Below are 21,751 nucleotides of genomic sequence, written 5' to 3' on the forward strand. Positions count from 1 at the left end.
TCAATGTCTAATGAAGAGTATGAGATTAATAAAGACTTACAAGGTGAAGTTATTAGCACAAATACAAATTATATTAAAATTATCGAGCCTCGTGTGACTATTGCATATTCGATTTCAAATAATGAACCAATTATAATAGAATTAGACGAAGAAACCTATTATGATGAAATTAATAAATTAAACGACAATCTAAATTCTAGAGCAAGTAGTGATTTTTCAACTACATCTTATAAAAAAATGACTACTACTATTACCAAGTTATCATCAAAGGAATATAGATTAAAAAATAGTGTAGTCTGGTCTAAACTGCCAAGTCAAACATATGTAGATGTTATAGGTATAGGCATTAATTCATCTTTCTGGGCACCAAATCCAGGTACTCAGTATGGTCAACAGAATTGGACAACCAAACCTAGGAAACCCATCAAAAAGTAAAAGTGCTAAATATACCAAAGATAGTAATAAATGGAAAAAGGGAGCAGGGGGCTATGCACTAAAAATAAACCTTCCTGATAACAAGGATAAAGGTATTGATTCGGAATATTTAAAGACGTTATCAAGTTATATGTATTATTCTGTAGGTTCTCTTACAAACACTAGAAGACTAGATGCATACGGGAATTATGCACATCAAAACAGTACTTATACTTTAACACCTTCAATAGCTTTATCAGGGATTAGTTTTTCTGTATCACCGGCTAAAAAGTTTTCATTTCATCCGGATACCCACGCTAGTATAACTTGGTGATCACTATGAAAAAAACAATCTTCATATATATATAATAGCCGTTTGGATATCTTGGTTAGTTTACTATTTTATATATTTTAAAAACTCAATGCTTCAGGTTAGTCCTTGGGGGATGCATAATTTAGAAAATATTACTCTACAAATTGCATTGATATTCCTACCTTTAATCGGCTTTATATCAGCATTTTTAACAAGTAATAAAATTATATGTATTATTATTTTAATAATAAATTTATTTATTGTTTATTTTAAATCATTTCCATTATTTGTTAGTTGGTTACAATATTTCAATTTGTTATAGGTATCTACTTTGAGAGGTAGAAATCGTTGGTTAAAGTCCAGTTGTGAGAGCCTGACCGGTTGGGATTAGGCTCTTTTTGTGGACGGGCAGGCGTATAGGGTGCAGATGTAGTAGAACCCTTCAATCATTTTATCTAGACAGAGACGACACTTCGGTGTTTTTCATAAATAAATGGGGGGAACATAGATTTTTACTTTTGGAAAAACGGGGATAGAAAATTAAAAAGAAGCACTTAACAGCTATTGTTAAGTGCTCAGAGAACAATACTCTATACTTTGGACTTTTTAAATCAAGAATATCGCAACAACAGTAGTAACCACCAACCCAATCAAAACCGGCAATAAATTCCGTCTAGCCAACTCAAAAGGACTAACATTACAAATAGCCGCCGCAGGAATCAAAGCCCAAGGAATCAATGTTCCGCCACCAACCCAAATCGCCGCAATTTGCCCCATAGCAGTCAGTGTTGCAATTCCATGACCAATCGCCGTAGCAAATAACGAAGCAACCGAACCAGCAAGTGAAATTCCTGAGAATCCAGATCCATCCAAACCAGTAATTGCCCCAACTGTTGTCAATGTAACTCCCGCAACTCCAGGATTTACCGGTACTGCATGAGCTAAAGCAAAACCTAAATCATTCACAATTCCATTTGACCCTTTTGGCAAGTAATCTCCAATAATTGCCGTAAAACCACTATCCCCAAGATAGAAGAAAGCAGCAATTGGAATAACCGGACCAAACACTTTAAAACCGAATTTAAATCCATGAATTAAATAATTCGTTACTTCTTCAAATCCTTTGTTGTTATGTCCCAACATGGATAGGATCGAAAGGATTATTAGTGAAGTACCTCCGATTAATGCTGTAGCATCTCCACCTTGTAAATTAAAATGAAGCATCGCCCAAATATCCACTGCAAATAAAATGAAAACAAGAGCGGCCATCCATTTTTGTTGCGTAGAAGAAAGTAAATAATCCTCAGCTTTAGTATCTTCTTGAGGTAATTCTACTGTTAAAATTCCTCTTTTCATATCACGTTTCAAGAAATAGAAAGCAACTACAGTTGTCACGACACCCATTACGATAACAAGTGGAATACTTGCATGTAGTACTTCTGAAACAGGAATGCCAGCTGCGTCAGCTGTTAGTTTAGGGGCACCTTGAATTACGTAATCACTTGAAAGAGCAATACCATGACCGAATAAGTTCATTGCCATCGCAACACCTAAAGCAGGTAACCCAACTCTTAAAGCTACTGGAAGTAGAACCGCACCAATTAACGCTACTGCAGGAGACGGCCAGAAAAACCATGATACAACCATCATTACAATACCAATCGTCCAATAAGCAAGTGTGGCGTTTCTCATCACCTTTGTAAACGGACTGATGAGTGCCTGATGCACTCCACTATCAGTTAATGCTTTACTCATAGAAACGATAATCGAGATTACTAGAATTGTAGAAAGTAATTCGGTTATGGCATAAATGAAACTTGAAAACAGGATACTTACGGAACTTGAAAGTGACTCAGTTGCTACTAAGCCAAGAAGGAAAATTCCTGCGAGGCAGACTAGGCTAGTGTCACGTCTAAGAATTAAAAATAAAATAATTAAACCTATAAATGCTACATAAAGCCAATGTATGGCTGTTAAATCGACATGCATGAGAATAGCCCCCTTTCGTTACATATATTGGATAACAATATATGCATTCGCCCAGATGGGGGTGAATGGGTGTTGTTAATAAAAAGCTGTACAAAAAGGAAAATTAGTAAAATATAAGACTGGTAACATATTCTCCATAGAATAAAAAAATCAAAGAAATAGTGTTTTTTATCTAGATTCTTGTCCAAACACTTTGGCTATTCATTCATAAATTGACTAATGTATAAACTTTACAGATTGATGGAGTTGAGTATATGAATGGAGAAGACACCGTAATTACACTTTTAGGTAGCTCAGGAGGGGTAGCAAAGGCGGTAATTTCGATTTTTAATAAAGCCTACATGAACGAAAACGATCCAATACATTATTTTATAAAAAATTCAAAGCTACATTTAATTGATATTAAACAAAAAGATAAAAATTATTATGAAAATATTGCTCCTAATTTAAAAAATAATATGATTCTTCATGAAATAGATTTAAATCATATTCTTTTATTTAAAAAACATCTTCAAGAAACACAAACATCAATTGTTGTTGATGTTTCTTGGGCTGATACTGCGGAAATTTTGGGTTGCTGTAATGAACTTGGAGTAAAGTATATAGACACAGCTTTAGAAAATACATTTATAGATGAAAATGAAGATCTTTTTTCTGGATTTCAATTAATGGAACGTTTCAGAGTATTTGATGAAAAAAAACCTTCTTTTAAAAATACATCAGCGATTATTGGTTCAGGCATGAATCCAGGTGTCGTACAATGGATGGCAATCGATTTAATGAATCAATACCCTGACGAAAAACCTCTTGCATGTTATATTGTAGAGCACGATACCTCATTTTATGAAAACCCTAATTTGGCAAAAAAAAATACTGTTTATACAACATGGTCGCCAGAATGTTTTCTTGAAGAAGCGATCTCAAGCTATCCTATGTTTATGGCACAACATACTCCTATTTTTCTTGATCATGATGTGTATTCTGTTGAATTTAAAGTGACTTTAGGTGAAAAAGTATTTTACGGATCTTTAATGCCTCATGAAGAAGTTTATACATTAGGAAGTTTATTCAACGTTGAAAGTGGATTTCTTTATCGTGTTAACGAAAACACTACTAATTTGATTCGTGATAATTTAGACGATGTAGATGTAATTTGGGATTTTGATCAAATATTACTAGATCCGTCATATGCACCTTTAATAGGTGAGGATTTAGTTGGTGTCCTTCTTGTTTATGAAGATAAAGAACGATTTGTTTATAATGTAATGAATAATAAAGATGCATATGCAAACTATGGTATAAATGCAACTTATCTTCAAGTTGCTTGTGGAATATATGCTGGCGTTGCTAGTTTATTATTAGATTCGCTTAAAAAAGGTACCTATTATGTAGATGAGTTATTGGTAAATACGGATAGTATGTATGGATCGTATTTGAAATTTCATATGCCACATTTTGTATATGGACAGAATGAAAAAAGTGATGGGTTGCTACTGCAAAGAATGAAACCTTATGAAGACAGTGATATTTAAAAAAGAGATTTTATAATTAATATATCTTAAGGAGGATTTCGAAAATGATGCACCCTGATACAGAAATTCGATATGTAAGTGACCAAGTAGGCGTTGGAGTGTTTGCAACAAAAATAATCCCTAAAGGAACCATTGTCTGGATTAAAGATGATTTGGATTTGGTTCTTACAGTGGAATATATTGAAAGTCTCGATGATGTGCGAAAAGAGTATATATATAAATATTCCTATTTAGATACTGACGACATACATGTACTTAATTGGGATCACGCAAAATATATGAATCATAGCTTCAATCCAAATTGTGTAGATACAGCTTATGATTTTCTTTTGGCTGCGAGAGACATTAAACCTGGAGAACAATTAACAAGTGATTATGGAACGTTCGGTCAGAATGAAAAATTTGAATGTGTCCCTGAAGAAGGAACAACAAGAACAAAAGTGACTGAAAATGACTATTTAATCTGTTATGTTGAGTGGGATCGGATTGCAATAGAAGCGTTTAAGTTTTTCAATATGGTAGAACAACCGTTAAAACATTTAATTAATGAGGAATATCTTAATAAAGTAAATGCGGTTGCTAATGGAACAGAACCAATAGATTCTATCCTCACTTTATTTATTGATGAGGAAGAGGAAGACTAAGATTCTTTAATTCTTGTTTTAAGGGGAATATTCTACTTCATAAAACAAATTATCTTCTAATAGTAGACAAGGGAAAAGCCTATCCTTTAAAAATCGATTGGTAGTCTACAATGGAACCATACTTTGCCACATCATCGATGGTACAATATTTAGTCAGAATAAATTGCTTGATTAGATGCAAATTAATTTTGATAAAAAACACACTCCGTTTATCTCTGAATACAGATGAATGAGTGTTTTTTTATTGTCCTAAAAACTTGATTTCGATCCATCTAAATCTTTTTGAAATTCCAATATTAATCCATTTTTATAAACCTCAAATTGCTACATTAATTTCAGATATTCCTATAGTAATGAGGACATGACTCCAAATGGGCCAAGTTACAGGGAATTTTAAAAGTTTCTCTTGGTTGCTGTAGGGTGGTTCAATATTAACAATATATGCATTCGCCTAGTTTAAGCTGATTTGAAAGATTTGTAATATTGATTTCTGAAAATTGTCCTAAATTAGCTACATTGTCAACTCAAATACAAGAAAGAAAATTACTTAATGACGGAATAGTCAGAATTGTGTATAATGTTAATAAAATAGAAATGGTTTCCGCATTGTGGAAAAAGATGTTTTTATTTACTCGATGGGAGGGTTGAATGAATATGATTAAGATCAAAAGTGTAAGTAAATCATTTGGGCCTTTACAAGTATTAAAAGGAATTGATTTAACGATTAAAGAAAAAGAAGTGGTTGTTTTATTAGGAGCAAGCGGATCAGGAAAGAGCACTCTTTTAAGATGTTTAAACTTTTTAGAAATCAATGATACGGGAGAAATTTATTTTGAAGGTGAATTGGTTCAACCTAGTAAAACAGATTTGAATAAAATTCGGTCGGAGGTTGGTATGGTTTTTCAACACTTCAATCTCTTTCCGCATAAAACTGTTTTAGAAAATATAATTGAAGCTCCTATTCATGTTAAAGGAATGAAAAAAAGTGAAGCAAAAGAGATTGCTTATGTTTTGTTAGAGAAGGTTGGACTGACGGATAAGGCTGATGAATATCCAGAAATGTTATCAGGAGGACAAAAACAAAGGGTTGCTATTGCACGTGCACTTGCGATGAACCCGAGGGTAATGCTGTTTGATGAGCCTACTTCAGCCTTAGATCCCGAACTGGTTGGAGAGGTTCTTCAAGTTATGAAACAGTTAGCAAGTGAAGGAATGACAATGGTTGTAGTTACTCACGAAATGGGTTTTGCTCGGGGTGTAGCGGATCGAGTTTTATTCATGGAGGAAGGTCTAATTTTAGAGGAGGGTACACCTAAACAGTTTTTTGAAAATCCACAAAATGAAAGGACAAAACAATTTCTTAATAGTATTTTATAATTTAAAAAAATGATGGAGGTATGTGTAATGAAAAAGAATTGGCATGGTATTTTATTATCTTCAATGATAGCAGGGGCAATGTTTCTAAGTGGCTGTGGGGCAGATAAAACCAGTAATCAAGCGAGTTCAAAAGAATTTCATTATGCAATGAGTGGGTTATATAAACCATTTAACTTTAAGGAAGATGGCAAGCTTGCTGGATTTGATGTTGAAATCGGTAAAGCACTTTCAGAAAAAATGGGAATGAAAGCTGTACCTGTAACAAACCCATGGGAAACTATTGTACAAGGATTAGTATCCAATAAGTATGATGCGATTTTGGGTAGCATGACGATTACTGAAGAACGAGAAAAGGTGGTTGATTTCAGTAATCCATATTATATTTCAGGTTCTCAGATTTTTGTCGCTGATAATAATAAGGAAATCAAATCTGCTGAGGATTTAAAAGGGAAGAAAATTGGAGTTGTAAAAGCAAGCCCATATAAAGATTTAGCTATTAAGTATACTGGAAAAGAAAATGTAGTTGATTATGATAGTGATCTTACGGCTATAATGGATCTTCCAACTGGTAGACTAGATGCTGTAATTACGGATCAAATGGTTGGCTTTAGAGTAATTAAAGAAGGTAAGGCTAAGATTAAAGATGTAGGCACTCCACTAACTCACGATAATCAAGCAATTGCTGTAAGGAAAGATGATAAAGAACTTCAGAAGAAAATTAATAAGGCTTTAGACGAAATTATTAAAGATGGAACTTACGAAAAAATTAGTGAAAAGTGGTTTGGTCGCAATATTCTTGAAGAAAAATAATAATAGAATACTAGAGTAAAATAAAAGCCTAATATTTCTTAGGACAAGATGAGAGGTGAGGTTCATCATGCATATATTTTTAAATACATTTCATGTATTTTTAGTGGCAACTTTATTAACATTAAAATTAACAATCGTCTCTACTATTTTGGGAAGTGGAATAGGTCTTATATTTGCATTTTTCAGACTCTCACGGATTAAAGTGCTTAATTATATTGCTAATCTCTATATTACGGTCATTCGTGGGACACCGCTTATTGTTCAAATCGCAATTTTATACTTCGGACTTTCTAGTATTATTACATTTTCGCAGTTTTGGGCTGGTGCATTGGCGTTAGGTGTACATAGTGGAGCATATATTGCTGAAATCTTTCGTGGTTCAATTCAATCAATTGACCGAGGGCAATTGGAAGCTGCCCGTTCTCTTGGGATGTCCCAACCTTTAGCAATGAGAAGAATCGTGCTACCTCAAGCATTTAAAATTGCGATTCCTGCTCTTGGTAATCAGTTTATAATTGGATTAAAAGACTCTTCACTTGTAGCTTATGTAGGAATGCAAGATTTATGGGGAGCAGGACTAAGTGAGGCTGCCTCTAACTTTGAACAAATGAATACATATATTGTAGTAGGTTTATATTATCTTGCACTTGTATTAATTATTACGTTTGGAGTTAAAAAGCTTGAAGATTCTTTGGATGTGAGTCGTAATAAAAAACGAAAAATAAGAAAAAATAAGTCTAATGCATCATTAGAATCAATAAAGTTGTAAATTAATTGAAAAATCCTTGGAAAAACAGATTATAAACTTGTAAGATATATGTAAAAAATTACTCTCACAATTATTCATTTGCAAGTTCAAAATGGAAACAAGAAGAGCTGAGATATTCAAGTCAACGCATCCTTTAATAAACGTAACGTAAACTACCAGTACGTAATGATCGGGGAATCCACTAAACGAGGAATATTCCCAGACTTTTTGAACAGACTCCCCAAGATAAGAAGTGAAGAGTCATAGGAGTTATGATCATGGTCCAATCTATTGACCGAGCTATGCTTATTATCGATATTCTAAATTCGGATGAATCCAAAAGTAATTGGCAAATCACCGAATTGTCGGAAAAAACATCACTATCTCTTGGTACGCTTCACCGATTACTAAACGCTTTAATCAAACACGGACTTGTTGTACAAATACCTGAAACCAAGCATTACAAGTTGGGGTATAAATGGATGGAACTTGGCCTCCGTCAATTGGATAAAATGGATTTCAGATTAGTTGCAAGGCCAGTAATGGAGCGGTTGGCGAAACATGTAGAGGAAAGTATCTATTTAAATATTGAAAGTGGTATAGATGGAATTGTTATTGATAAAATTGACAGTCCTTTAAAAATTAGAATTGCTGAAAATCTGGGTATTCGAATTCCACTACATATTGGTGCTCCCAATAAAACCATTCTTGCTTATATGAAAGAGAATGAAATTCAACAAGTACTAGATCAGCTAAATCTTTCACCTAATTCAATATCGCTTTTAAAACAGCAACTGGTCGATATCAGACAAAATGGTTATGCAATCAGTCAAAGTGAAAAAACAGAGGATACGGCGGCTGTTGCGGCACCAATTACTGGATACAACAACAAAATACTTGCTGCTTTAAGCGTGAATGTACCAGGATTTCGTTTTACTCAGGATCGTATTCCGTTCTTGATAGAAGAAGTAATAAAAGCAGCGGAAGAAATTTCAAAGAAAATAGGGAAAATATAGTTCCCTTATAGACGCATTCCACTAACATGGGATGTGTCTATTTTTTTATAAAACCATACTTGGTTTTACTCCATCGGAAATTATCCTCATCCGAATTATCAATTCTCCCATATTAATAATTTTTCCTATTAATACCTTGTCATAAAAGAGATATCATTAGCGTAAAATTTAAAATAAAATTTCAAAAACTTTAATATTAAACTTGAAATTTAGTTTATGGTAAATATACCAGAAATTATGAATGTTACTTTTTAGGGTGCATTAATTGGACAAATACACTCGAGATTCTTTCGGTAAAGAACAAAAAGCTTTTAAAGTAGGATTCCTGTGCAGGAGCTGTCTGAAATTAAGTAGTTGCTGAATGTACATTTAAATAGTTAAAGAAGGGAGAGGATAAACGATTTGTAAAACTATCAATCTAGCAACACCGATTATTGTCATAATTAATTCAAATCTATTTCAAGAGGTAGGATTATATCTATTAAAATAGTCTCTTTAAAAGGAGTTGTAAAGATGGCAAAGGGGAATAGCAAATACTTATTAATTGCCGAACAATTATTAGAGCATTTGGGAGGAGTGGATAATATAACGACATCCACTCATTGTATGACAAGATTACGTGTAGCATCGAAGGATCGTACTTTAGTTGATATAGAGACGATTAAAAAGACAGAAGGGGTTTTAGGAGTTGTAGAAGAAGAAACGATTCAAATCATACTCGGACCTGGTGTTGTAAATAAAGTCGCAGCAGAGTTTGATAAATTGCTAGAAGCTGCTGATGATTTTGATCTGAAGGAAGTAGCTTCCAAAAACAAATCAGAGATTGATAGAAAGAATGCAAAACCGTTTAAATTGTTTTTACGTAGGATCGCAAGTATTTTCATTCCGTTAATTCCTGCCCTTGTAGCTTCAGGATTAATAACCGGTATTACAAAAGCAATTGTTCAAGCGGAATGGCTTGCAGCAGATTCAAAATTAGCTATTATTTTAACTGTTATCGGATCTGGTCTGTTTGCTTATCTTGGAATTTTAGTCGGAACAAATGCAGCAAAGGAATTTGGTGGATCACCAGCGCTTGGGGCATTGGCGGGTATTCTTGTCATTAACCCTGCAGTTGGAGATATCTCTTTATTTGGAAATAATCTTCTTCCTGGACGAGGAGGGTTAATTGGAGTTCTTTTCGCGGCAATCTTCATCGCGATTGTTGAAAGGCAAGTAAGAAAATTTGTGCCGCAATCTCTTGATATCATTCTTACACCAACTATTGCGTTATTAATTACTGGTATTGTTACTTATATTGTGTTTATGCCTGTTGGTGGTTATGTATCCGATGCGATCACAAAAGGCTTGCTAAATGTTCTTGATTATGGAGGAGTTGTAGCTGGTTTTGTACTTGGCGCAACATTCCTTCCATTAGTAGTTACTGGACTTCATCAAGGTTTAACGCCAGTTCATCTTGAATTAATTAACTCCATTGGAGATGACCCTTTACTTCCAATCCTTGCGATGGGGGGAGCGGGCCAAGTCGGTGCAGCATTTGCAATTTACTTTAAAACGAAGAAGAAAAGCTTAAAACGTGCAATTGGTGGGGGACTTCCATCAGGAATGCTTGGAATCGGTGAACCATTAATCTTTGGTGTAACGCTCCCGCTAGGGCGTCCATTCTTAACGGCATGTTTAGGTGCCGGAATCGGAGGAGCATTTCAGGCTCATTTCCATATCGCTACAATTGCAGTTGGCGTTTCAGGACTTCCATTATCATTTTTAGTTCATACAAATCAGATTTTATTATACCTAACTGGAGTTATTATCTCTTATGTAGCTGGCTTTATTTTTACTTACTTATTCGGATTTAAAGATGAAATGGCTGTTGAATTCAAGTAATTTAAGTTAACATGTAAACAGGAGAACTATCACTATTATAAAAGATTTGAAAAAGAAGGGCTGCTGGTTTAGCAGCCCTATTTGTCATAAAAGACGGGAAAATAGTGAAGAATGATAGCTACGGCTATAAGTAAAAATTTGAGCTTATCAAAATCTATATCAGTTACCCGATAAGTAAAGGAGGGGGGAGATTGAAACGAGTATTTTTGCTGATTATGATTCTAGTACTTGCCCTTTGTGCATGGCCTATCGAAAAAGATGTTTCTGCAAAGAAGAAAAAGAATAAAGTAACTCCTGGAATTGAAGTCCTTTTAGCTGATCAGAAAGAACTTTTAATAGGAAAAAAAGTTGGCTTAATTACCAATCCAACGGGTATTGACTCCAAACTAAACAGCATTGTCGATTTGTTGTACGAGGATCCAGATATTGAACTAACAGCTTTATTAGGTCCCGAGCATGGAGTTCGCGGTGATGCTCAAGCCGGAAGTTATGTGGAATCGTATATTGACGATAAAACAGGACTACCTGTTTACAGCCTCTATGGACAAACAAAAAAACCAACACCTGAAATGATTAAAAATGTAGATGTACTTCTCTTTGATATACAGGACGTGGGTACACGTCACTATACATATATCTACACAATGGCATATGCAATGGAAGCGGCTAAAGAAAACAACATACCATTTGTAGTACTCGATCGTCCAAATCCACAAGGCGGACTTTCAGTTGACGGTCCTATTCTTGAACCTGACTCCTTAACCTTTATTGGATTGTACCCAATACCAACTAAGCATGGAATGACAGTAGGAGAACTCGCTACTTTCTTCAATAAAGAATATAAAATTGGAGCAGATTTAAAAGTCGTCAAAATGAAAGGCTGGAAACGTTTCATGGATTACGACGAAACAGGACTACCTTTTGTTTTACCATCACCTAATATGCCGACAGTTTCAACAGCATTTATTTATCCAGCAACTGGTCTTATTGAAGGGACAAATGTGTCAGAAGGACGCGGATCGACCAAGCCGTTTGAAATAATCGGTGCACCTTATATAAATGGAACAGACCTTGCATCAAAATTGAACGCACTAAGACTTCCAGGTGTGAAATTCAGAGCGGCATCCTTTATACCAACATTCTCAAAACATGCGGGGATACTGAGCCATGGTGTTGAAATCTATGTCACTGATCGTGAAAAATTAGAAGCGGTGTCAACAGGACTTCATATCATTAAAACAATTCATGACATGTACCCGAGTGACTTCGAATTTCTATCAAACAACTTCTTTGATAAATTAATCGGAAACGACTGGATCAGACCAATGATTAATGAAGGAGCTTCCGTTACAGACATCATGAATAAATACCAGAGCGAACTGGATGAATTTAAGAAGGCTCGAAAAGAGTATTTGATGTATAAGTGATTTCCTTAAAAAGGATGAGATCAATTGATTTCATTCTTTTTTAGTTGCGATAATTATCGCTTTTACTTTTTTGTAAAATACAGAATAAACTAAAAAAATATTGACGTGCCGATATTATGATGATAGTATTTTTCTTCCAGTCAAAAAGTTAGGAGGCGAAAAAAATGATTACAGTAGATGGTTTAAGTAAATCTTTCAAAGTTGCGAAACGTTCTTCAGGAATTAAGCAGGCAGTGAAGGGGCTTTTTTATCGAGAGTATTCGATTGTCGAAGCGTTGAATGATATTTCTTTCTCTATTGAACCGGGGGAAATCGTAGGGTATATTGGTCCGAATGGCGCAGGGAAGTCAACGACAATAAAAATCATGAGCGGAATATTGGTTCCAGATCGAGGGACGTGTAACATAATGGGATACACTCCATGGAAGGAAAGAGCTTCCTATGTTAAACAAATTGGTGTTGTTTTTGGGCAACGTTCTCAATTGTGGTGGGATGTACCCGTCATAGACTCGTTTGAGCTTCTCCGTGATATTTATAAAATTCCTCAAAACGAATATCAAGATAATCTTGATCTACTTGTTGAAACACTCGATTTAAAAAGTCTTATTCACTCACCTGTACGGCAATTAAGCTTAGGACAAAGGATGCGTTGTGAAATCGCAGCATCATTGCTACATAGTCCTAAAATTTTATTTTTAGATGAACCCACAATTGGACTTGATGCCGTTTCAAAAATTGCTGTACGTGAGTTCATTAAAACAATCAATAAAGAAAAGGGCGTTACCGTTATCCTTACAACACATGATATGAATGATATTGAAGCTTTAGCTGATCGGGTTATTTTAATTGGTAAAGGAAGTCTATTATTCGATGGGAACTTGACTGAATTACGAAAACATTTTGGGACTCATAAAACGATTACGGTAGATTATAAGGAGGACCAAAATCCATTTAAAATTCCTGGAACTAAAATGATTACATGGTCTCCTGAACGGGCAATTTTAAGTATAGATATTGAACAAGTTAAAATATCCGATGTGATTTCCAGTTTATCCAGTAAGGTTGATCTACTTGATGTCACGATTGAGGCACAACCAATTGAAGAAATTATCGTAGATTTATATAAGGAGTTTCAAATATGAAGCCATATGTATCTGTACTAAAACTACGATTAATGAATGGAATGCAATATCGTTCAGCAGCATTGGCGGGGGTAGCAACACAGTTTTTCTGGGGATTTATGTACATCATGATCTTTGAAGCTTTTTATAGTCAAACAGTACAATCTCAACCACTCTCCTTAAAAGAAATCATTACATACTTATGGTTACAACAATCCTTTTTAGCTTTCATCATGCTGTGGTTTCGTGATAATGAGCTTTTCGATTTAATTACAACTGGGAATATCGCATACGAGCTTTGTAGACCATGTGAAATCTACGGATTTTGGTATTCAAAACTTTTAGCCCAACGCTTGTCGAGTGCAATTCTACGCTGTTTCCCGATTCTATTTGTTGCATTCTTATTACCTCAACCTTATAAAATGACGTTACCACCAAGTGTCTTAACCTTTGTGTTATTTTTACTTGCCCTGATTTTTGGATTACTTCTTCTTGTTTCAATTTCAATGTTCATTTATATTTCAGTATTTGTGACAATGTCACCTATAGGCTCTTTGCTACTGTTTGGGGTAATTGGTGAATTTTTCTCTGGATTAACAATTCCAATTCCACTAATGCCGGCATGGCTACAGACCTTTGCTTATTTCCTTCCATTTAGATGGACAGCTGATTTTCCGTTTCGGGTATACTCTGGTAATATACCTCAAAATGAAGCATTAATTGGTATTGTCATACAAATTTTTTGGTTAGTTTTACTTGTATGGCTAGGAAGAATCGCTTTTACTAAAGCTTTACGCAGAGTTGTGGTCCAAGGAGGGTGACATAATATGCGACTATATTTTAAATATCTTCTGATTCTCTTTAAATCACAAATGGAATACCGCACATCCTTTTGGCTTTTAACAGCCGGACAGTTTTTAATTCCTTTTTCGATGTTTGCAGGTCTTTATTTTTTATTTGAACGATTTGGACAAATTAAAGGATGGACTTTTTATGAGGTTGCGCTTTGTTTTGCCATTATCCATATGTCCTTTGCTATAAGTGAATGCTTTGCTCGTGGATTTGACTCTTTCTCTAGTCTAGTAACTAGCGGTAGTTTTGATCGAGTACTTGTTCGTCCAAGAAGTACAATTGTTCAAGTTATGGGTTCCAAATTCGAGTTTACTAGAATTGGTAGATTGCTTCAGAGTTTAATTGTTTTGATTTGGGCATTAAATAATCTCTCCATCGAATGGAGCAGTATGAAAGTAGTAACCATTATTTTGATGATTATCAGCGGGGTCTTTATTTTTACTGGTATCTTTATCCTTGCTGCAACGATGTGTTTTTGGACAATCCAGGGTCTCGAAGTAGTCAATATTTTTACAGACGGCGGAAGAGAGATGGCGCAATATCCATTAAATATTTATCAGAAATGGATAACTAAATTTTTTACATTTGTAATTCCTTTTGGATGCGTGAATTACTTACCTTTAATGTATTTGTTAGATAAAACGGAGGGAAATGCATATTTATATATGTTAGCTCCTATAGCGGGAATCATTTTTATCATACCTTGTTTAGTAGTATGGGAAATTGGTGTGAGACATTATCGATCGACAGGTTCGTAAAACTTTAAAGATGCAATCCGGTTATGAGGATTGCGTTTTTTAATGGAAGAAACAGTGTAAGTAATTTGGTATAACCTTTTGAAAGTAAACACGAGATGTTTAAAAAGTTCCCAATATCTCCTTAATTTTGCATAAATCTTTAGTTCTTCTTTGTTAAAATATAAAAAAATCATAAAGAAAGGAGGGGCATTACGGGATTAAAACGAAAAAATAAAAGAAAATCTAATCAGCCACATACAAAAGTAATCGATTTTGGAATGGGTAAGACGTTAGCTAAAATTGAAAAAGCAATTCGAATTTTAGAAAAGAAATAGAATAATGATTAATTAGATAGACTTTCAATGCACGGTGCAAATAATAACCATATAATTGAATAAAAAGGATATTAGAAAAGAATGAAAAAACAAATTAAAGTAGTTGGAGCTGTTATACGAAACGATCAAAACCAAATACTATGTGCCTTACGTTCACCTGAAATGAGCATGCCAAATAGCTGGGAATTTCCAGGAGGAAAAATTGAAAAGAACGAGAAACCTGAAGAGGCGTTGGTCCGTGAAATACAAGAAGAATTAGGCTGCGAAATATCTGTAGCTGATTTAGTTGAAGACGTCGTTCATGAGTATCCAAATATAATCGTAAATTTGATAACATATGAAGCCAAGATTATAAGCGGTGCGCCAGTAGCTAATGAGCATGCGAAGATAGAATGGAAAGAAATTTCTGATTTAAAAGAACTTGAGTGGGCACCAGCTGACCTTCCTACCGTTGAGAAATTGATCAGATAAAAAGTATATAAGTTATTGCTGATCGATTAACGATAAAACTAAGTAATTAAGAATGATGTCGAACAAATGATACAAGAAATATTTCTTTGTAAATTTGAATTTTTTTCCATATCCCATATAATAATAAATAAGCAACTAAAGTGTACATACTAGATGAGTTAAGGAAAATTCTTGTAAAACATAGGAGGAAAATATGGGAAGATTAATTCATTTCGAAATTCACGTTGATAACATGGAACGTGCTAAGAAGTTTTATGGAGAGGTATTTGGTTGGACGTTTCAAGATTGGAGTGAATATGCAGGAATGCCATACTTTGGTGCAGTGACAGGCAATGAGGGCGAAATGGGAATTAATGGTGCCTTAATGCAACGCCAAAGTGCTCCTCCTGAAGCAAACCAACCATTAAATGGATATGCATGTACCATGGGAGTAGAAAATTACGACGTTACGGAAGCTAAAATTGTTGAAAATGGTGGCAAAGTAGCAATGCCTAAATATGCACTGCCTGGAATGGCATGGCAAGGATACTTCATTGACACTGAAGGTAATATTTTTGGAATTCATCAACCTGATGCTAATGCAAAGTAATTATTTATGGGTTTGATGAATAATACAAGAGTTTGATTTGTCATTGATAGATGAAGGAACCTCTTATTTGTTGTGTGACATTGTTAAGAACGAAAACAAACCTATGTATATATATTTATAGAAAAAGAGAACAATTTAAAGTTGATATATTTTTTAATTATACTTACAGATAAAAGTCAACTGTTGGCAGTTGACTTTTTATTTTCGTTTCCACAATAAAAAAGAAGTAAAAAATAGTAAAAAATAAATTAAAGTAGTTGGAGCTGCTATCCGAAACGATCAAAACCAAATACTATGTGCCTTAAGAATGACATCTTAACTAATCCATTTACAGCTATGTCACAGCCTAATTCTTCTTTTTTTCACGAACTAATGCCTGTTGTGAAAAAATGAATTTATCCAAAAAAAATAGGACTACTCCAAAGCTATGCATACTAGCATTAGAGTAATCCTATTTTAGTTAAGTGATCCCTTTAAGTTTGTTCGGTAAAATAATGACGAACTCAGTTATATTCTTTTTGCTTGTTACATAAATCTCACCATTATATAAACTGACAAACCTTTTTACAACTGCAAGGCCTAAACCTGTACCAACATAATTTTTTTGGACAGCTTTTGCTCGATATGAATGTTCAAAAATTTTATCAATCTCATCTTTAGGTATTTCCACTCCTCGATTTCTTACTGAAATTTGGATTTTTGAATCAAAAGACGATAATTCAATATAAATTTTTTTAGGTTCAAATGAATATTTCACAGCATTTTCAATAAGGGAATCCATTATTTGAAGGATATTCTCATAAGGAATGAAAGTAGAGATACCTACTTGTATCGTTTGTTCAAAAATTACGTTTTCGTACAAAGTCTTATTCCTAGCAATGTATTGTTTGATATGACTAGATAAATCATAACTTTCTTGGTTTTCTGTTTGGATTTCTTCTAATTTAGATAAAGTAATAATTTTATTGATCATTGAAGCAATTCGTTCAACCTGGGATTCGATTATATTTAGTCTTTCTTCTCTTTTTTTTATATTATGAAACCCAAACATGCGAAAGTAATCTACTGATTGTTGAATTGACGTTAGTGGTGTTCGGATTTGATGTGTAATTTCACGTGCACTTTGTTCTTGAGATAGAATTGCACGTTCAGCACGGTGTAAAATTATATTAATTTGCTCACTCAATTCATCAACATAGTCATTTCTATGTTTTTCAAATAAAATCCTCTCATTAAACATTCCTTTGTTTACAACTACCAGTTTCTTTAAGGCACGGTCCAAAGGGACAAATACATCTCTCATAGCAAAAAAAGCTACGAAAAATGAAATAATACTAAGAATAACCAGAGAAACAACAAATGTAGTAACAGTAATTCGAAATAATGGTAGGAATTCTAGTGGGATATTCGTATAATAACTAGCTATTCCATTAAAATTATAGGATTCAGTTTTAACATTTTTAAATGAAACAACATAATAATTTTGGCCAACCTTCTTAACGCTTACATATTTACGATCTGTAAAGTATCCTTTCTTTACCAAATATGTATTTACCTCGACAGCTTTATTAATGACGGTTCTATAAAGCCTTCTCATTTTCTCATCATTTACTTTTGAAAATGCTTCTTCAGGAAGAATTTGTTCGTTTTTCTTTAAGAGCGGATTGAATGCATAAGTCGAATTAGTTTTGAAGTTCTTAAGTACAAGTACAGAGTTGGGTACAGTCAATGTGGAAAGATAAATGTTTTTCCCTATTTTTGTGTCAGGCGCCTGTAGTATCCAAGAAACTCTCTCTATGCGTTGCATATTTTTTTCACCCTCAGTTATGACGAATTGATGGATTCTAGAAATTAATGCAACAGGGGCCATGATACAAATTACCAAAGCAAGTAAAAATGATATTCGAGTACCGACATGGATAGTAGCTTTTAATGTTGAATTTGTTTTAATCTTCAATGATATATCCTATTCCACGTACCGATTGTATATATTTTGAGGGGATAATCTCACGCAATCTCTTAATTGCTACGTCAATTTTGTTTTTATCAGAATCTGTAATATTTTCATGTTGCCAAACCTCTTTGGCTAAATCCTCACGCGATACAGGCTGGTTTTTATTTTTAAGTAAACATACAAGAATATCGTAAAGAATTGGGCTTGGGGAAATAGTTTTCTGCCCAAGAGTTACTTTACGGTTAGATAAGAAGATAGTTATGTCTTTGAATGACAACGACTTAGTCATTGTAGATTTACCTAATCTTCGTAGCACGGTTTGGATTTTAGCGATTAATATCGGCAAAGAATAGGGCTTTGTAATATAATCTTCCGCACCTGAATATAACCCTTGAGTAACATCTGTTGGATCCGCCCGTGCAGTAAGATATATATATGGCGTATTCTTTTTTTCATTTATCAATCTGGATACATCAAAACCTGAGCACATTAATCCATATTGAGCAAATGGATCTAATGTTATATCTAAAAGCATTAGATCGTACTCATTTTCTAATGCTGCATTGTATGTATCCTTAGCATTATCAAAAAAATCTACTTCAAACGAAGCCTCTTGTAACATCTCCTGCAAAAAAGAGCCAATCTCTCGATCATCATCCATAATTAACAATCGCATATTCTCCACCTCTAATTTAATTTTTACAAATTGATGAAAAATATTAGATTGTTTTTTGTTTAAAAAAGATATTTCAAAATAATTTTTTTCTTACAATCTTGTCAGAAATAATTCAGCGAATAGTAAGTGGTTAAATGCTTGGTTACATGTTTTAATTAACTTGTAACAAGTTGATGTGATTTGAAATTCGTGGAACAAAATATAGAACAATAATAATTTGGGGGTATTCAAATGGCAGGATTAGTAGCCTGTAAAACTTGTGGTAAGGAAATCGCGAAAGGCGTTAAGAAATGTGTGCATTGTGGTAAAGATCAACGTAATTGGTTTAGAAGACATAAAATCATGTCGGCTTTAGGTGCCATAATTGTTGTATCGATAATTGGTAGTGCTCTAAGCGGTGGCGGAGATGGAGCTACAACTACAAATGGAAGTTCAAAAGTAGAGGTTGAAAAGAAAGAAAAAATCTTCAAAGTTGGAGATATTGTTAAAGATGATCAATTAGAAATCAAAGTATCAAAAGTCGAAGAGAAACATTCAGTGGGAGATCAGTATTATGGCAAAAAGGCATCTGAAGGTGGAGTTCTTGTGGCAATTCAATACACAATGAAGAATGTATCTGATGAGCCAGTTGGAGTCTTCGATTATCCTACTCTTAACCTGGTAGATGAAAAGGGTACTAAGTATGATTCTGATATTGATGCTAGTAGCTCATATGCAGTAGAAACAAAAATTGATGATTCAAAAATATTGTCAGATTTAAACCCAGGGATTACTGTAACTGGTACTGAAGTTTATGAGATTTCTAAAGACGCATTTGCTAAAGGTAAATGGTATATCCAAATAGGAAGTCAAAAAGTTCAAGTTAAATAATTTGATTAAAAAATCACCTTATTTTTGTACAAACAAAGATAAGGTGACTTTATTACCTTTTAATAAATTAAATTGTTTAATAAAGAGGTGAGTTAATTGAATAATCGAGTGCATGATTATTTGAAAAATGCGATGTTTGATAATCCTTTTTTCCTCTTAAAATTAGATCCAAGGGTTTCTCAAGATGAATTAAAGGGAATTTTAAACAAGTACCAAAAACGAGCCTCATTGGGTATACTAAAAGATCCCTATGGGAATGTTATTGATCTTCCTAGATTAAATCACTTAAAAAATATGTTGATTCAAAATAATAATAGAACTAGACATCGTTTTTTTTGTTTGTTTAATTTCTTAGAAATATCTAAATGTAACTTAGAGGAAGTTGTAGTATTTATTCAATCTTCCAATAGTAGTACTTCTTTTGAATCTTTTCATGACTATGTACTGTATGGTCTATATCTATTAAGTGAAGAAGGTATTTCACCTAAAAATGAGAAAAAGTGGATCTATTTTTTGAATAGTTATCACAAGGTATTAACCGAAAAAATTCCAGAAATTTTTAGCACATATGGTAGTGAAATGCAAGAGACTGTTAATAGCTCGAAGAATTACTTTCTCAAACTAAAGCAAGAACTTGAATCATCATTTACGGTTTCTATGTCTTTAGAAGACAATAAGATAAATCAAGATAGTTTAGTTTCAATTCTTAAAGTATTAGTATCATTAAAGTTTGATGTGGAGGATATTATTAAGGAGTTTGTTGAACAGTGTATTAATTATATTGAGGAGACAGCGGAAGAAATATATAAGATAATTAGTAATGTAGATAAAAGAGAAGACGTCGAAATTGATGTTAAAAGTAATTTATGTTTATGTCAAAACGCTTTTTCAATATATAAAAGTAATTTGAAACCAATATATATAATACTAAAACAAAATCTAAAAGGTATTAAATTAAATTATTTTCAAGAGTGTTGTAATGAAACTATTGGAAACGTTTTAAATAGTATAGCTATACACTTTACTTGGGCAAATGAACACTTAATATATAAAGAATTATTAGAACATATAGTTGAAGAGGAATATTTCAACGAAAATTCTCTAGAATTAAATAATATTGTGGGAAAATTAAATAAAATACAGGAAGAACTGTATGAACTTGAAAGTGATAACCTATTAAATAGTCTTTATTCGATATTTGAATGTGCAAAAAGTATATATGACAATTCACCTGAATCAAATTATATGTCATTAAATAAAAAAGAAAAAGAACAATTATTTCGTAAAATTGAACAGATGTATAAACAAGAGTTTCTAATTCATTATGAATCATGCATGAAAAAATATAAAAGTGATCAAGAAAAAAGAAAAAAAATAGAAAATTACAGAGCACGATGTCTATATGAAATTGCTTGTGCAGCTATTGAATTAAATAAATTAGGTATAGCCGAAAATTACCTAATACAGTCAGTCAAATATGTACAAAATCATGAATTATTGGATAGTATTGAATATCTATTAAGTTTAGTTAAGCATAAAAATAAAAATATGTTTGCTAAATTGTACGATAAATTAGGCATTCGTGGCATTATATTTCTAATTATCCTATCAATAATTATTTGCTCTTCCATATTTTCGGATAATGGAAGTAACGATCCAACCTCAAATGATGAGAATTCTACAATAATCCAAGATTCAACAACTCAAAAGGATTTGAAAAAAAAATTAAAAGAAACTAAAGAGCAATTAGACGATATAGATCAACAAATAGATGATTTAGATTATTTAATGGAACAGAAAAATGATGAAATTGATAGTATAGAAACAGATATAAATAATGGAATTGAAGTTGATAGGAATGATTACGAAAATAGAATTAATTCATATAATGCAGATGTGGAAAAATATAAATCTTTAGTTAAAGATTACAACGATACAAAAGATCTATATAATGAATACGTACATCATTATAATTCTTTAAATTGAGGTGAT

At 33.3% G+C, this 21,751-nt stretch carries 20 protein-coding genes; 17 read left to right on the forward strand and 3 right to left on the reverse strand.

Annotated features, from left to right (window positions below):
• Positions 1 to 3 precede the first annotated feature (3 nt).
• Positions 4 to 435: a hypothetical protein gene (locus EP747_RS01850; protein ID WP_129688270.1), complete on the forward strand. Its 432-nt coding sequence runs from the start codon at positions 4 to 6 to the stop codon at positions 433 to 435.
• A complete protein-coding gene (locus EP747_RS01855; protein ID WP_129688271.1) occupies positions 386 to 748 on the forward strand; it encodes a hypothetical protein in 363 nt (120 codons plus the stop codon). Before EP747_RS01850 ends, EP747_RS01855 begins: the two co-directional genes overlap by 50 nt.
• A 585-nt stretch (positions 749 to 1,333) precedes the next feature.
• On the opposite strand, the gene EP747_RS01860 is transcribed toward EP747_RS01855, so the two are convergent.
• Complete coding sequence (locus EP747_RS01860; protein WP_129688272.1) at positions 1,334 to 2,716, reverse strand: hypothetical protein; 1,383 nt, start codon at positions 2,714 to 2,716, stop codon at positions 1,334 to 1,336.
• Between the two features lie 254 nt (positions 2,717 to 2,970).
• Between EP747_RS01860 and EP747_RS01865 the strand changes: the two genes are divergently transcribed.
• The 13 genes from EP747_RS01865 (at position 2,971) to EP747_RS01925 (ending at position 16,259) form a co-directional block, all read left to right on the forward strand.
• Positions 2,971 to 4,248 (forward strand): S-adenosylmethionine decarboxylase related protein, encoded by a 1,278-nt coding sequence (locus tag EP747_RS01865; protein ID WP_129688273.1) that lies wholly within the window; start codon positions 2,971 to 2,973, stop codon positions 4,246 to 4,248.
• A 44-nt stretch (positions 4,249 to 4,292) separates the two neighbouring features.
• Positions 4,293 to 4,892, forward strand: a complete 600-nt coding sequence (locus EP747_RS01870) for an SET domain-containing protein (protein ID WP_129688274.1) — start codon at positions 4,293 to 4,295, stop codon at positions 4,890 to 4,892.
• A 654-nt stretch (positions 4,893 to 5,546) separates the two neighbouring features.
• On the forward strand, positions 5,547 to 6,269 hold the full coding sequence (locus tag EP747_RS01875; RefSeq protein ID WP_129688825.1) for an amino acid ABC transporter ATP-binding protein: 723 nt from the start codon (positions 5,547 to 5,549) through the stop codon (positions 6,267 to 6,269).
• Positions 6,270 to 6,347: 78 nt separating this feature from the next.
• Positions 6,348 to 7,079, forward strand: a complete 732-nt coding sequence (locus EP747_RS01880; protein ID WP_235832752.1) for an ABC transporter substrate-binding protein — start codon at positions 6,348 to 6,350, stop codon at positions 7,077 to 7,079.
• Between the two features lie 67 nt (positions 7,080 to 7,146).
• On the forward strand, positions 7,147 to 7,848 hold the full coding sequence (locus tag EP747_RS01885) for an amino acid ABC transporter permease (RefSeq protein ID WP_129688276.1): 702 nt from the start codon (positions 7,147 to 7,149) through the stop codon (positions 7,846 to 7,848).
• A gap of 257 nt (positions 7,849 to 8,105) precedes the next feature.
• Positions 8,106 to 8,843, forward strand: coding sequence for an IclR family transcriptional regulator (locus EP747_RS01890; protein ID WP_129688277.1), 738 nt, complete (start codon positions 8,106 to 8,108; stop codon positions 8,841 to 8,843).
• A gap of 513 nt (positions 8,844 to 9,356) precedes the next feature.
• The gene (locus EP747_RS01895) at positions 9,357 to 10,727 is read left to right on the forward strand and encodes a PTS transporter subunit EIIC (protein ID WP_129688278.1); all 1,371 of its coding nucleotides are present in this window, start codon (positions 9,357 to 9,359) and stop codon (positions 10,725 to 10,727) included.
• A 215-nt stretch (positions 10,728 to 10,942) separates the two neighbouring features.
• Positions 10,943 to 12,154: an exo-beta-N-acetylmuramidase NamZ domain-containing protein gene (locus tag EP747_RS01900; protein ID WP_129688826.1), complete on the forward strand. Its 1,212-nt coding sequence runs from the start codon at positions 10,943 to 10,945 to the stop codon at positions 12,152 to 12,154.
• Positions 12,155 to 12,318: 164 nt separating this feature from the next.
• A complete protein-coding gene (locus EP747_RS01905; protein ID WP_129688279.1) occupies positions 12,319 to 13,296 on the forward strand; it encodes an ABC transporter ATP-binding protein in 978 nt (325 codons plus the stop codon).
• Positions 13,293 to 14,096, forward strand: a complete 804-nt coding sequence (locus tag EP747_RS01910; RefSeq protein ID WP_129688280.1) for an ABC transporter permease — start codon at positions 13,293 to 13,295, stop codon at positions 14,094 to 14,096. Before EP747_RS01905 ends, EP747_RS01910 begins: the two co-directional genes overlap by 4 nt.
• Before the next feature lie 6 nt (positions 14,097 to 14,102).
• Positions 14,103 to 14,885 (forward strand): ABC transporter permease, encoded by a 783-nt coding sequence (locus EP747_RS01915; protein ID WP_129688281.1) that lies wholly within the window; start codon positions 14,103 to 14,105, stop codon positions 14,883 to 14,885.
• 395 nt (positions 14,886 to 15,280) lie between these two features.
• Positions 15,281 to 15,670 (forward strand): 8-oxo-dGTP diphosphatase MutT, encoded by a 390-nt coding sequence (gene mutT / locus EP747_RS01920; protein WP_129688282.1) that lies wholly within the window; start codon positions 15,281 to 15,283, stop codon positions 15,668 to 15,670.
• Between the two features lie 193 nt (positions 15,671 to 15,863).
• Positions 15,864 to 16,259: a VOC family protein gene (locus tag EP747_RS01925; RefSeq protein WP_129688283.1), complete on the forward strand. Its 396-nt coding sequence runs from the start codon at positions 15,864 to 15,866 to the stop codon at positions 16,257 to 16,259.
• Between the two features lie 460 nt (positions 16,260 to 16,719).
• Here EP747_RS01925 and EP747_RS01930 read toward each other — a convergent pair whose 3' ends face one another.
• Positions 16,720 to 18,216: a sensor histidine kinase gene (locus tag EP747_RS01930; RefSeq protein WP_129688284.1), complete on the reverse strand. Its 1,497-nt coding sequence runs from the start codon at positions 18,214 to 18,216 to the stop codon at positions 16,720 to 16,722.
• Positions 18,206 to 18,874 (reverse strand): response regulator transcription factor, encoded by a 669-nt coding sequence (locus EP747_RS01935; protein ID WP_235832753.1) that lies wholly within the window; start codon positions 18,872 to 18,874, stop codon positions 18,206 to 18,208. Before EP747_RS01935 ends, EP747_RS01930 begins: the two co-directional genes overlap by 11 nt.
• A 246-nt stretch (positions 18,875 to 19,120) precedes the next feature.
• Between EP747_RS01935 and EP747_RS01940 the strand changes: the two genes are divergently transcribed.
• A complete protein-coding gene (locus EP747_RS01940; RefSeq protein WP_129688286.1) occupies positions 19,121 to 19,759 on the forward strand; it encodes a DUF4352 domain-containing protein in 639 nt (212 codons plus the stop codon).
• A 96-nt stretch (positions 19,760 to 19,855) separates the two neighbouring features.
• Complete coding sequence (locus EP747_RS01945) at positions 19,856 to 21,745, forward strand: hypothetical protein (protein ID WP_129688287.1); 1,890 nt, start codon at positions 19,856 to 19,858, stop codon at positions 21,743 to 21,745.
• Positions 21,746 to 21,751 lie beyond the last annotated feature (6 nt).

The organism is Gottfriedia acidiceleris, assembly GCF_004138285.1.
GTDB lineage: Bacteria > Bacillota > Bacilli > Bacillales > Bacillaceae_G > Gottfriedia > Gottfriedia acidiceleris_A.

Coding starts and splice junctions, on each gene's coding strand:
- EP747_RS01915 (WP_129688281.1), top strand. CDS start 14,103: ATGCGACTATATTTTAAATATCTTCTGATTCTCTTTAAATCACAAATG.
- EP747_RS01880 (WP_235832752.1), top strand. CDS start 6,348: ATGTTTCTAAGTGGCTGTGGGGCAGATAAAACCAGTAATCAAGCGAGT.
- EP747_RS01855 (WP_129688271.1), top strand. CDS start 386: ATGGTCAACAGAATTGGACAACCAAACCTAGGAAACCCATCAAAAAGT.
- EP747_RS01925 (WP_129688283.1), top strand. CDS start 15,864: ATGGGAAGATTAATTCATTTCGAAATTCACGTTGATAACATGGAACGT.
- EP747_RS01910 (WP_129688280.1), top strand. CDS start 13,293: ATGAAGCCATATGTATCTGTACTAAAACTACGATTAATGAATGGAATG.
- EP747_RS01890 (WP_129688277.1), top strand. CDS start 8,106: ATGGTCCAATCTATTGACCGAGCTATGCTTATTATCGATATTCTAAAT.
- EP747_RS01875 (WP_129688825.1), top strand. CDS start 5,547: ATGATTAAGATCAAAAGTGTAAGTAAATCATTTGGGCCTTTACAAGTA.
- EP747_RS01870 (WP_129688274.1), top strand. CDS start 4,293: ATGATGCACCCTGATACAGAAATTCGATATGTAAGTGACCAAGTAGGC.
- EP747_RS01940 (WP_129688286.1), top strand. CDS start 19,121: ATGGCAGGATTAGTAGCCTGTAAAACTTGTGGTAAGGAAATCGCGAAA.
- EP747_RS01900 (WP_129688826.1), top strand. CDS start 10,943: ATGATTCTAGTACTTGCCCTTTGTGCATGGCCTATCGAAAAAGATGTT.
- EP747_RS01860 (WP_129688272.1), bottom strand. CDS start 2,716: ATGCATGTCGATTTAACAGCCATACATTGGCTTTATGTAGCATTTATA.
- EP747_RS01885 (WP_129688276.1), top strand. CDS start 7,147: ATGCATATATTTTTAAATACATTTCATGTATTTTTAGTGGCAACTTTA.
- EP747_RS01865 (WP_129688273.1), top strand. CDS start 2,971: ATGAATGGAGAAGACACCGTAATTACACTTTTAGGTAGCTCAGGAGGG.
- mutT (WP_129688282.1), top strand. CDS start 15,281: ATGAAAAAACAAATTAAAGTAGTTGGAGCTGTTATACGAAACGATCAA.
- EP747_RS01895 (WP_129688278.1), top strand. CDS start 9,357: ATGGCAAAGGGGAATAGCAAATACTTATTAATTGCCGAACAATTATTA.
- EP747_RS01905 (WP_129688279.1), top strand. CDS start 12,319: ATGATTACAGTAGATGGTTTAAGTAAATCTTTCAAAGTTGCGAAACGT.
- EP747_RS01935 (WP_235832753.1), bottom strand. CDS start 18,874: ATGGATGATGATCGAGAGATTGGCTCTTTTTTGCAGGAGATGTTACAA.
- EP747_RS01850 (WP_129688270.1), top strand. CDS start 4: ATGTCTAATGAAGAGTATGAGATTAATAAAGACTTACAAGGTGAAGTT.